This is a genomic window from Paenibacillus paludis, from assembly GCF_042610515.1.
Taxonomy (GTDB): Bacteria; Bacillota; Bacilli; order Paenibacillales; family Paenibacillaceae; genus Paenibacillus_AQ.
Genome location: NZ_JBGJZP010000024.1, coordinates 54,106 through 65,707, shown reverse-complemented (window position 1 = coordinate 65,707; position 11,602 = coordinate 54,106). Strand labels below are relative to the sequence as shown.

Below are 11,602 nucleotides of genomic sequence, written 5' to 3'. Positions count from 1 at the left end.
CAAATGTATTTTCTATTATCATGATTGTTTATATCTTGCATGAAAAGGGAGTACTGAAAAATATGGATGAACAAAACACCCCACAAGTCGCGCCCGCCTTTAAATACAGCCGTGAATCCCGCGTGTTCAAAACCGGCCGCGTCTTCCCGAATGATGTCAACAACCACAAAACCCTGTTTGGCGGCAAGCTGATGAGCACCATTGATGAAGTTGCCTCTATCTCGGCTATGCGCCATTGCCGCACGAATGTGGTAACCGCCTCTGCTGACTCCGTTGACTTTCTTCTGCCAATCAGACCTACGGACTCCGTGTGCTTCGAATCCTTCGTCTCCTGGACAGGACGCACAAGTATCGAGGTGTTTGTGAAGATTATCTCGGAGAACTTATACACAGGCGAGCGCGTTGTCGCCGCTACGTCATTCCTGACCTTTGTAGCGGTGCACGAGGATGGCACACCTGCTCCAGTTCCGGCTATTATCCCCGAGACCGATGAAGAGAAGCTGATCAGCGAATCTGCCAATGAACGTTCAGAGCTGCGCAAACTAAGACGGACAAACAGCAAAAAGCTGGCTTCACAATTGAGCACCACCAAGTACTGGGAATAAAATTTCAGCTGCAAGCCCCCTCCCTTACAGAATCTGGCCGGCAGGGGGCTTCTCTGAATGTCACCGCGCAAAAAAAGCACCACCCGCAGGTGGTGCTTTTCGGTTTATTCATCCCTCTTACGCGTTAATCTTCTCTTTGGCTACAACAGCCAGGGAGTTGAATGCGTTAAGATCGTTTACTGCCAGGTCAGCCAGCATTTTACGGTTCACTTCTACGCCAGCCAATTTAAGGCCGAATACAAGCTTGCTGTAGGACAGGCCGTTCAAACGAGCTGCTGCGTTAATACGAACGATCCACAGTCTGCGGAAGTTACGTTTAGTTTGACGACGGTCACGGTATGCGTAAACCATCGATTTCATTACTTGCTCGTTAGCTGTTTTGAAAATGCGGTGCTTGGAACCGAAATAACCCTTTGCCAATTTCAACACTTTTTTATGTCTACGACGAACTACAAATCCGCCTTTAACTCTTGCCATATTAATAAACCTCCCAAAAATGTGTGATAAAACTATTTCAAGTTAGCGAGTCCTTGTTTCAAACGTCTTACATCCCCAGGGGCCATTACTGGATTGCCGTTCAATACGCGTTTAGCGCGTTTCGATTTGTGGGACAGCAAGTGGTTCTTGTGAGCTTTGTAACGCAGTACTTTACCAGTTCCGGTAATTTTGAAGCGGCCTTTCAGGCTGCTATGTGTTTTCATTTTAGGCATGGTGTTTCCTCCTTGAATATTATGCGGCGCCAAATTGCTGTGCAAGTGACTCCAAATTATTGGGCTTTAGGAGCCAGAATCATAATCATGCTGCGGCCTTCCAGCTTAGGCTGGCGCTCAACAACAGAGATATCTTCCACTTCGGTCTTAACACGTTCCAGGATTTTCTGGCCGATGCTAGCGTGGGTAATCTCACGTCCGCGGAAACGAACGGAGCACTTCACTTTATCGCCTTCGCCCAGGAACTTAATCACATTGCGGAACTTGGTTTGGTAATCATGTTCCTCAATGTTGGCACGGAACCATACTTCTTTAAGATCCACGATCTTCTGGTTCTTGCGTGCTTCCTTCTCTTTCTTCTGTGTTTCATAACGGAACTTGCCGTAATCCATGATGCGGCATACCGGCGGTTTCGCCTGCGGTGCTACGTTGACTAAATCAAGATTAAGATCAATCGCCATTTGCAACGCTTCGCGGATCGGCTTAATTCCGATTTGCTCGCCTTCCGCTCCAACCAACCGAACCTCTTTGGCCCGAATTTCATCATTGATCATATGTTCCTTACTGATAATACTCCACCTCCGGATCTACTTTACAATTATTTTATTTACGGTTCTCCATAAAAAAGGGATGCCGGTAACTCCCCGACACCCCGTTTGATCAACGTTCATGAATTATAACCATTCATAAAGCATTGAGATCAAAACCAGCTGGCGTATTTGCCAGTCAGGTGAGAAGCCGGTGCTTCTGCTTGCAATCCCTATGTTTTGCATACTTGAATACTATACAATACTCCGCAAGGAGTGTCAACATGTTCTTTTGTGAAAATCCGGGCTTATCCTTGCTTGCTCTGAACTTCCTCAAGCCTCACGACACGCGTGTGCTTGGTATGGCTCCATTGCTTGTTGTTCTGCGTGAAGAAGGCATAGAACGTAATTGGATACCAGGAAAGCAGATACACCGGAAAGACCAGCAGGTAAAGATACACTTTTTTGAACTTGACCTTCTCCAGCGCCATGGCCAGCAGGAAGGTGATAATATTGGCGCCGACTGCAAAGAAGCTGAGCCACAACGGCAAATAACCATAAATATTGGCAATATGCGGACCATTAAGCAGCGAAGTGTCTACCCACATTACAGCAGTCATCAGGAACGTCAGCAGCACGATGTAGACATTCACCCCATACAGCGCGAGATCCAGCTTCGTCAGGCTGCGTTCTTTAATGGCTTGCCACAGCAAAGGGAAGAAGTAGCGGCGGGCCACTGTAAAGTGTCCCTGCATCCAGCGCAGCCGCTGTCTGGAGGATGCTTTGAACGTGAGCGGCTTCTCATCAAATACCTTGGCGTCATAGTTGAATTTTGGAAATACGCCTTTGGATGCGCTGCGCATCGTAAACTCCAAATCCTCGACAAGGCTTGTTGCTCCCCAGCCCATCTCTTTAAGCAGATTGGTTTCGAAGCACATGCCGGTTCCGCCCAGGAAGTTGGCCATGTTCAAATTATGGCGCGACAGCTGCCACAAACGGTTGATGTACCAGTAAGATACACCGTATGCAGCAGTAATCCATGAATCCTCCGGATTCTTTGTATCAATATAGCCTTGAATTACGCGCCCGCCTGCGCAGAGATCATTATTCATCTCTGTGAGGAATTCGGTATGTGCAAGGTTGTCGGCGTCGAACATGACAACTGCATCATACTGTCTCGGCATCGCCCATAGTTCCTTGAGCATCCATTCGATTGCGTAACCCTTGCCCCGAAGGTTGGTATTGGTGCGGACACAGGCATTCATTCCGTGCTCGCGCACAATTCTTGCGGTGCCGTCTGTACAATTGTCGCAGATGACAAATACATCGTACAACTCTTGGGGATAATTAAGCTGTTTCAAATTCTCCATCAATGCGCCGACGACTTCTTCCTCGTTGTGCGCGGCAACCAATACAGCAAATGATTTTTCCGGCCCGAACTGTACCTTATTCTTTTTCTTGCGCAGTCCAAACAACGATAATGTGAACTGATAGACTGCGATTGCCGCCAAGATCACTTGGAGCGTAACAAACAATGCGTCTGTCATGATCTTTTGATGCCCCCTTTTTCACTCTTGGTGTGCTTTTTTTCTTTTTTTCTCTCTCTGTCTTATTAAACGTTCTTTCTGACCCTTTTGTTGCATTCCTTACAGTAGACCAAGAGTTTCCCCTTTTTGTGGAGTAGGCTTCAATTTATATCTATCCCGTTTATAAAGATGTTATAGAGATACCAAATGGCGGACTCCTCAATTCTCTGTAACCTTATAAACATGTTTAGCCTACTTGAATCATTGTAAGGTGTAAGGGGTTGTTAAGTCAAAACTGGCATTTTCCGACCTTAACCGAGCTTTTTCTTGAAATGGACTGCTTTAAAAACGTATGATAAAGACAGCTTTCAGGTCTTGGATCGAGTGGCTGCTGCTGCGTTTATTATCCTCAGCCGGACTATCGGAGGGACAAAGTATGAAACATTTATTCATGAAACTACATCTCTGGGAACGGCAAGTTTTCAAGTGGATCAACGGACGATTGCACAACCCTTTTTTGAACTTTTGGCTTTTCTATCTTACCCATCTGGGCGGAGCAACAAGCGCCATCGGTATCAATGTGCTAATCTGGGTGCTCTCACCCCAGCCTTTGAGAACAACGGGTCTTCAGGCTCTCACCGCTCTGGCTGTCAGCCACCTGCCCGTCGCTGTTGCTAAAAAGTTATACCCGCGCATGCGTCCTTATCTGGCGCTGCCGGGAACGAATACGTTTCACAATCCGCTTAAAGATCATTCTTTTCCATCAGGTCATACTACAGCTATCTTCGCCTCAACGGTACCTTATATGGCGGCTTACCCTGCCTTGACCGTTTTCCTGCTGCCGCTGGCCGCTATTGTCGGTTTCTCCCGCATTTATTTGGGACTGCATTACCCTTCTGACGTTCTTGCAGGAGCAGTTATCGGCACTGGCGTTGCGGCAGGCACCGTTGTTTTATGGATCTGAAGCCTGCATCACAAGTCATATCGGCGAAATCCATCCGGGAACAGGTGAATCCAACATTGCGCAAAAAAAGAGTTTTATTGCTGTCGGAAGGTTTTGGTGCAGGACATACGCAGGCAGCTTACGCGCTGTCGAGCAGCCTGCGCAAGTTATCGCCCCAAGTGCAAACGAAGGTGCTGGAGCTAGGAAATTTCCTGAATCCAAAGCTGGCGCCTCTTGTTGTGTCGGCATACCGCAAAACAGTGACGACCCAGCCCCGCTTGATGGGGTACGTGTACCGTCACCAGAAATCATTTAATCGTCTTACCACGCTTGCCTTGCACCGCTTATTTTATACACATACGCAAAATATTGTGAAGCAGCTGAAGCCCGATATTATCGTCTGCACCCACTTTATTCCCAGCGCTGTGGTGTCCCGCCTGAAACGGCTGGATCCGGCCTTCAAAGCGCCGCTCGTTACGGTGATCACGGATTATGATGCCCATGCCACCTGGATCAGCCCTGAGGTAGACCGGTATCTGGTGTCCACTCCGGAGGTCAAAGCCAAGCTGCGCCGGCGAAACGTATCCGCCGCCAAAATCCAGGTTACCGGCATGCCGGTTCACCCCAACTTCTGGGAGCATCCCGGAAGAGCGGAAATTCTGGAGCAATTCGGCCTGCAGGACTTGCCGACGGTTATGGTTATGGGCGGGGGCTGGGGCATGATGAACGATGAGGTCGTGAACGAAGCGCTGGCGAGCTGGCGGGAGAAAGTCCAGATTGTCTTTTGTCTCGGCACGAATGATAAACTGCTGAGCGAGATGAACGAGGACCACCGGTACATTCATCCCAATATCTCCCTGATCGGATTTACCCGCGAGATTGACAAGCTGATGGAGGTATCCGATCTGCTCGTTACCAAGCCAGGAGGAATGACCTGCAGCGAAGGGCTGGCCAAGGGTATCCCCATGCTCTTCCATCACCCCCTGCCAGGTCAGGAAGAGGAGAACTGCCGCTACTTCACGGCTGCAGGTCTTGGAGAACCGATTTCATCGCTGGATGTAGTCGACAAATGGATGGAGCGGCTGCTCTACAACTATGAGGACGTGCAGGCCAAACGAAAAAGCCATCTGGAAGAGATCGCCAGGTTTCATCCGCTGCAAAGCGCCCAAAGCATTATTGATATGCTCGAATAACGCCCACAAGAACAAGGGGACATATAAAAATGGCAGTCCGGGAATTTCTCCTTGGACTGCCATTTTTATATACTTCTGCTTTGGTGGAGACATAAATCGGCATTAACTGTTCTACAGCCGGTATTTATCCAGCCGGGCGGCCTGATACCGCTCCAGCGCCTCTGCCCCGACAATCGCTTCGCAGCGCTGGATATTAACGCCACGGCCGTAAAATTTGGTCTCATATTCCGTCATGACATGCTCCTCATTAATGACACCGTCCGCATGCAGGTCAAGAGAGATATTCTTCATTTGCAGCCCATAGTCGGCAAACGCATTAAGGGAGAACTCAAACAGGCTCCGGGAATCCGTCTTCAGATGAATTTCCCCCAGCGGACTGAGTAACCCGCGGTATTTGTCAAGAAAACGCGGATGCGTCAGGCGGCGGCGGGCATGCTTGCTCTTCGGCCAGGGATCGCTGAAGTTCAGATAGATACGTTCCAGCTCTCCTGGAGCAAACACTTCCTCCGCGTAGTTAATATTGGCGAGTGCCACTCTGAGGTTAGGCGGCGTCTCATGTCCTGCCGGCTCCCACACCAAACGGGCTTTCTCAGCCGCGCGGCGGATCAACTCATCGTACATATCAACGCCGATAAAATTAATATCGGGATATTTGAAGCTCATTTGACTAATGAACTGTCCTTTGCCCATTCCGAATTCCACATGAATCGGATGATCGTTGCCGAACAATTCAGACCACCGCCCCTTGAGGCTGCGTGGATCGAGGATTACCAGATCGGTCTGTTCCTCCAGGCTTTCACGTATTCCTTTTCTTCCGCGTAAACGCATAGGTATTCCTCCGCTTATTCACTTATTACAATAACTATCACTTGCAATATTGTGCCGAACTTATCTGCAAAAGTAAAGGGATTTCAGTGAAGAGATGCTGATTCCGTCATTTTCTACATATATTTGCCAAAAGGAAAAGGGAATTCTCCGACGGGGGCAAAAAATCCGCCGGAGAATTCCCTTTATGTTGTATTTGGAATTGGGGTCCACTAGTTCAACAGTTCATAGTCTACCTTGCCGGTGTATTAAAATCAAATTTCTTCTCGAACGCATTTCTGATCTTGCGCTGCGCTTCTGTCTTAATCTTATGGTTGCCATTAAACTCCACGCCCGTAAGCGCAAGCGCTTCATCAGGAGTCAATTGCACATCAATGGAGCCTTTGCCTTCGGCATATGATGTTTGAGAATTCATCGTGATCACCTCTTGGGTTTTATTATGGATCGGACGACACGAAATTATGAATTCAATAAATGAAGATTATGCTTGCTGTATCAGGTTTTTTACAATTTAAATATAACATAATGTGTAAGCATTAACAAGTGAAAACCCTTTATTTTTAGCCTTTTTTTCACGGATTCCGCAGGCGCCAATGTTACGCTGGGCGCTGTTTTTTGTTACAATGGATAGGTTAAAATAAAATGGCTCTACGTTGCCTTTCCGGAACACCGTCATTTTAGCGACAATATAAGGATAACTTCAGGGGGAAAGCAGTCATTCAGCCCTAAAAATAAACGTTCTTATATTTAAGAGAGGAGCTGCACCTGTTGAGTCTTCTAGAGACCTCTTCTCCACTGCTGTGGGGAGATAAACGATTTCATACCTGGAACTACGAAATGCGCGAACAGATGGATACCAAGGTATTCAAAGTAATGCTCGACGCCGGTTTTACTTGCCCTAACCGTGACGGCTCTATCGCCAAAGGAGGCTGCACCTTCTGCAGCGCCAGAGGATCAGGCGATTTCGCCGGAAGCCGCCGCGACGATCTGGTTACCCAGTTCAACAATGTGCGCGACAGACAGCATCTGAAATGGCCGAATGCAAAGTATATCGGTTATTTCCAGGCCTACACCAATACGTACGCTCCGGTCGAGGAGCTGAGAGAATATTATGAAGTGATTCTGCAACAGCCGGGTGTGGTCGGACTTGCCATCGCCACACGTCCGGATTGCCTGCCGGATGATGTCGTCGAATATCTCGCCGAGCTGAACCAGCGTACGTACCTGTGGGTGGAGATGGGTCTGCAGACCATTCATGATTCCACTTCCGAACTGATCAACCGCGCCCATGATACCAAGTGTTATGTCGAGGCTGTCGAGAAGCTGCGCCGTCACGGCATCCGCGTCTGTACCCATATTATCCACGGGCTTCCGCAGGAAACTCATGAAATGATGCTGGAAACTGTTTCGGCTGTTGCCCGCATGGGTGTTCAGGGCATCAAAATCCATCTGCTGCATCTCATGCGCAAAACGCCGATGGTCAAGCAATATGAGGCTGGCCTCCTGCGGTTTTTGGAGCAGGACGAATATGTCAAGCTGATTGCCGACTCGCTGGAAATCCTGCCGCCGGAGATGATTGTTCATCGTCTGACCGGGGATGCCCCGCGCGATCTGCTGATCGGGCCTATGTGGAGCCTTAAGAAATGGGAAGTGCTGAACGCAATTGATGATGAGCTGGTTGCACGCGACACCTGGCAGGGTAAGTACTGGAGGAAGAGCTAATGGGCTTCATGTCCGTCCTTAGCTTTGCTCATAAATTAACCGCCGAACGCCTAATGTCCGGCGGCAGAGCCATTGACGCCACCGTGGGCACCGGTGCCGATACGCTGTTCCTCGCCAAGGCGGCAGGGCCGCGAGGCGGGGTGTACGGCTTCGACATTCAGCCTGCGGCGCTGAAGCTTGCGGAAGAGCGCCTGCGGCTGGCCCGGGAGGAAGCGCCGTCAGCGCTTTCTCCCGTGACGCTGCTGGAGCGCAGCCATGCAGCGATGGCGGAAGCCGTTCCGCCGGAGTGGCGCGGAACGGTGTCGGCGGTGATGTTCAACCTCGGCTACCTGCCTTCCGGCGATGCCGACAAGACCATCATCACCGAGCCGGAGAGCACGCTGGCCGCCTTGGAGGCCGCGCTCTCGCTGCTGCGCCCGGGCGGCATCGTCACGGCGGTGCTCTACCCGGGCCATGACGGCGGAGACCGCGAAGCCTCCGCCGTAGAGTCATGGGCGGCAGGGCTTGCCCAGCAGGAGGCGCAGAGCATTGTGTACCGCCAGCTGCAGCGGTCTTCTGCTCCCTACGTAGTAGCCGTAGAGAAGAAAAAAGGAACTGAAGCCTAAATAGCAATGAGTAAAATCGGGCATTTTGGCATTCAGCTCACAAAATTGACACGCTGTAAGTAACAGAAGCAAGTAAATATTACAATTTGGAAGGAAGATGTTGTGATGACAAAACCATATCCTTTAAAATTTCAGCCGGAGTTTAAAGAACGCGTCTGGGGCGGCCGCGCACTGGAGAAATTCGGGCTCGGACTGCCGGAGGGCCATATTGGCGAAGGCTGGATGATCGCCGATCACCCGAACGGCACCTCTTCCGTCGTAAACGGCGAACTCGCCGGACAGGGGCTCGATCAAATCCGTGAGCAGTTTGGACAGGAATGGTTCGGCAGCAAAGGCATCAGCGAAGAAGGCGGAAGATTCCCCCTGCTGATCAAGCTGCTGGACTGCAATGACAACCTTTCCGTGCAAGTGCATCCTACAGATGACTATGAAGGATTGCCGAAGGGTGAACTGGGCAAGACAGAAATGTGGTACGTGCTGGACGCCAAGCCGGGTGCCAAGATCATTTACGGCCTGAAAGAAAATGTCACCAGGGAAACACTGCGTGATGCACTGGAGAATGGAACCGTTATGGACAGTCTTCAGGAGATTACCGTCTCTGCCGGTGATTCCTTCTATATTCCTGCGGGCACCGTTCACGCTCTCTGCGCAGGAGTCGTTGTTGCCGAAATCCAGCAAAACTCTGACACTACATACCGGATTTATGATTATGACCGTCCGGGACTGGACGGCAAGCCGCGTGAGCTTCATATTGAGGATTCATTGAATGTAACCGCCTATGAAGGTGCGGGGGCCACCTCGATGAAGACAGACGGCGCCGTTCCCGGGGAATGGCTGCAAATCGCCTCCTCTCCTTATTTCATCGTTGAAAAAGGCCTTGTAAACGGACAATGGGAGCTTGCCACGACTCCGGACAGCTTCACCATTCTCGTCATCTGCGAAGGCAGCGGACACCTGACTTGGGAAGGCGGTTCCCAACCTTATGCCGCAGGAGAATGTTATCTGCTTCCGGCAACCCTTGGCTCTTACGGAATCGAAGGCCACTCTACCGTGTTGCGTTCATATTTGCCCTAAAATTCATACTTATAAGGCAAACCCGCAGCAGGGAAACAGTGTAAAGCGGGGTTTTCTCTCGTTACTCTTTCCGATAAAGAGCTGTATCAGCGATTCCTACAATACTCAGATGTATCACTCAGCGGAGTGGGTACGGCGTATGATCAAGGAAGCAGATGTTTTACAAACTTTTAGGAGGGCAGGATAATGCAGGAAAACAGCTTTACAATGACCGATCCCCTCGGCGTGAATATTCATGTGTACGAATGGCTGCCGGAGCCAGAAGCTCCGGTCAGGGGCATCGTGCAAATTGCACATGGCATGTGTGAGACGGCTGCACGTTATACCCGCTTCGCATTAGCGCTCACCGGGGCCGGATATGCAGTTTATGCCAATGATCACCGTGGGCACGGCAAAACTGCCGGGAAGGTCAACCTGCTTGGCGATACCGGGGAGAACGGATTCTACTGGATGCGGCGCGATATGCTCCAGCTTGCCGGGATTGCCTCTTCCCGGCATGAAGGTCTGCCGATCTTCCTGCTCGCCCACAGCATGAGCTCCTTCCTGGCACAGAAGCTGATGTGTGAGCATGGCAATGAGATATACGCCGGCTTTATTCTCAGCGGCACCAATGGCCCGCGCAATATGCTGAGAGCCGGAGAAACGCTGGCCGGGATGCAGTTCAGACTGCAGGGAGCCCTTCATCGCAGCGTAATGCTGAACGGCCTCGTATTCGGCCCTTACAACCGTTCCTTCTCTCCGGTAAGAACGGCTTTTGACTGGCTGAGCAGTGACACGCAGGAGGTGGACCGTTACATCGCCGATCCTTTCTGCGGCGCGATCTGCACCACCCGCTTCTTCCGGGATTTCTTCCGGCTGCTGCGCGAAATCCAGTCCCGCGAAACACTGCTGACATTATGCAAGAATAAGCCAGTGTATCTGTTCTCCGGGGCCAAGGACCCTGTGGGCATGCAGGGGCAAGGTGTGCTGCGATTGGCCAGCATCTACAAGGAGCAAGGATTAGGCGATGTGGAGTACAGGCTGTATCCGGAAGGCAGACATGAAATGCTGAACGAAGTGAATCATAACGAGGTCACAGCCGACGTGTTAGACTGGCTGGTCCGGCACCTCCCTGCCGAGTCTCTGCTTCAATCGAATGCAATATAAAAGCGAACAAAAACAGGCATTCCAGAAATAATGGAATGCCTGTTTTTTGAACAAACTTTTAGTCAAGCGGTCGAAAGTGCAGCATATAAACAAACAGAATAATGTAACTGACACTCCGTTGAGAACGTTGCAAACAGCGGACTGCGGGTCATGCTCTGATTAGCCGCTCCCGCAGCCGTCCCCGTTGTTCATGCCCCCGCCAGAACCTGCGCTGAATTCCTCAAGCGAATACTGCAGAATCATCTGCGATCCTTTTGCACCGCTCCTGCGCAGACCGTAATCCCGAAAACCGGCACACAGATAGAGATTTCCTGCCGGGAGATTGCGCTCATTCACAGCCAGCACCACCTCACGGACTGCCGGAAAATGAATACGGACAAAACCCGGCAGCAAAGCCATTGCAGCCTTGGCAAACCCTTGTCCCTGGCTGGCATAGTCAACAAGGAACGCACGCAGCAGCAACGCTTCAGACCAATGGTTGTAGAAGTCGGCGATACCCGCTCCGGTATGCAGGATGAAGAATCCCACCGGCTTTTCTCCAGCCACAATAACAACCGGAACCTTCCCCTCGTCCTGCAAGGCACCATCTATAGTCTCCTCAGGCAAGCCGGTGAATTCCGCCTGCTCCGCAGGAAGCTGAAACGCCAGCAGCTCTTCCCGCAGCTTCTCTTCATACAAAGTCAATCTGACCGGAGGTTGATTGCTCATAGCCGGAAGAATCCTCCT

General features: G+C 50.6%; 14 protein-coding genes. 7 read left to right on the top strand and 7 right to left on the bottom strand.

Annotated features, from left to right (window positions below):
• Nucleotides 1-62: 62 nt before the first annotated feature.
• Nucleotides 63-605 (top strand): acyl-CoA thioesterase, encoded by a 543-nt coding sequence (locus tag ACAN56_RS30250; RefSeq protein WP_038587259.1) that lies wholly within the window; start codon nucleotides 63-65, stop codon nucleotides 603-605.
• Nucleotides 606-722: 117 nt separating this feature from the next.
• Here the strand turns inward: ACAN56_RS30250 and rplT are convergent, their stop codons facing one another.
• The 4 genes from rplT to ACAN56_RS30230 form a co-directional block, all read right to left on the bottom strand.
• On the bottom strand, nucleotides 723-1,082 hold the full coding sequence (rplT, locus tag ACAN56_RS30245) for a 50S ribosomal protein L20 (RefSeq protein ID WP_038587257.1): 360 nt from the start codon (nucleotides 1,080-1,082) through the stop codon (nucleotides 723-725).
• A gap of 32 nt (nucleotides 1,083-1,114) precedes the next feature.
• Nucleotides 1,115-1,315 (bottom strand): 50S ribosomal protein L35, encoded by a 201-nt coding sequence (rpmI, locus tag ACAN56_RS30240; RefSeq protein WP_036696104.1) that lies wholly within the window; start codon nucleotides 1,313-1,315, stop codon nucleotides 1,115-1,117.
• 56 nt (nucleotides 1,316-1,371) lie between these two features.
• Nucleotides 1,372-1,869, bottom strand: coding sequence for a translation initiation factor IF-3 (gene infC, locus ACAN56_RS30235; RefSeq protein ID WP_038587254.1), 498 nt, complete (start codon nucleotides 1,867-1,869; stop codon nucleotides 1,372-1,374).
• Between the two features lie 281 nt (nucleotides 1,870-2,150).
• A complete protein-coding gene (locus ACAN56_RS30230) occupies nucleotides 2,151-3,389 on the bottom strand; it encodes a glycosyltransferase family 2 protein (protein WP_038587252.1) in 1,239 nt (412 codons plus the stop codon).
• Nucleotides 3,390-3,804: 415 nt separating this feature from the next.
• Here ACAN56_RS30230 and ACAN56_RS30225 point away from each other — a divergent pair, with 415 nt between their 5' ends.
• Both ACAN56_RS30225 and ACAN56_RS30220 read left to right on the top strand, forming a co-directional pair.
• Nucleotides 3,805-4,332, top strand: a complete 528-nt coding sequence (locus tag ACAN56_RS30225) for a phosphatase PAP2 family protein (RefSeq protein WP_379147525.1) — start codon at nucleotides 3,805-3,807, stop codon at nucleotides 4,330-4,332.
• Nucleotides 4,333-4,388: 56 nt separating this feature from the next.
• Nucleotides 4,389-5,504 carry an MGDG synthase family glycosyltransferase gene (locus tag ACAN56_RS30220; protein ID WP_379147562.1) on the top strand — a complete coding sequence of 372 codons (1,116 nt, stop codon included), beginning with the start codon at nucleotides 4,389-4,391 and terminating at the stop codon, nucleotides 5,502-5,504.
• 111 nt (nucleotides 5,505-5,615) lie between these two features.
• On the opposite strand, the gene trmB is transcribed toward ACAN56_RS30220, so the two are convergent.
• Nucleotides 5,616-6,332, bottom strand: coding sequence for a tRNA (guanosine(46)-N7)-methyltransferase TrmB (gene trmB, locus ACAN56_RS30215; RefSeq protein ID WP_038587248.1), 717 nt, complete (start codon nucleotides 6,330-6,332; stop codon nucleotides 5,616-5,618).
• Nucleotides 6,333-6,561: 229 nt separating this feature from the next.
• Nucleotides 6,562-6,744 (bottom strand): hypothetical protein, encoded by a 183-nt coding sequence (locus ACAN56_RS30210; protein ID WP_038587245.1) that lies wholly within the window; start codon nucleotides 6,742-6,744, stop codon nucleotides 6,562-6,564.
• 353 nt (nucleotides 6,745-7,097) lie between these two features.
• Between ACAN56_RS30210 and mnmL the strand changes: the two genes are divergently transcribed.
• From mnmL to ACAN56_RS30190, 4 genes are all read left to right on the top strand, one after another.
• A complete protein-coding gene (gene mnmL / locus ACAN56_RS30205; protein ID WP_038587243.1) occupies nucleotides 7,098-8,051 on the top strand; it encodes a tRNA modification radical SAM protein MnmL/YtqA in 954 nt (317 codons plus the stop codon).
• Nucleotides 8,051-8,656 (top strand): tRNA 5-(aminomethyl)-2-thiouridylate-methyltransferase MnmM, encoded by a 606-nt coding sequence (gene mnmM, locus ACAN56_RS30200; protein WP_379147521.1) that lies wholly within the window; start codon nucleotides 8,051-8,053, stop codon nucleotides 8,654-8,656. Before mnmL ends, mnmM begins: the two co-directional genes overlap by 1 nt.
• 105 nt (nucleotides 8,657-8,761) lie before the next feature.
• Nucleotides 8,762-9,730 (top strand): type I phosphomannose isomerase catalytic subunit, encoded by a 969-nt coding sequence (locus ACAN56_RS30195; protein WP_379147519.1) that lies wholly within the window; start codon nucleotides 8,762-8,764, stop codon nucleotides 9,728-9,730.
• Between the two features lie 186 nt (nucleotides 9,731-9,916).
• Nucleotides 9,917-10,876, top strand: a complete 960-nt coding sequence (locus ACAN56_RS30190; RefSeq protein ID WP_379147517.1) for a serine aminopeptidase domain-containing protein — start codon at nucleotides 9,917-9,919, stop codon at nucleotides 10,874-10,876.
• Nucleotides 10,877-11,035: 159 nt separating this feature from the next.
• Here the strand turns inward: ACAN56_RS30190 and ACAN56_RS30185 are convergent, their stop codons facing one another.
• Entirely contained in the window at nucleotides 11,036-11,584 is a 549-nt protein-coding gene (locus ACAN56_RS30185; protein ID WP_379147515.1) for a GNAT family N-acetyltransferase, read from the bottom strand.
• Between the last annotated feature and the right edge of the window lie 18 nt (nucleotides 11,585-11,602).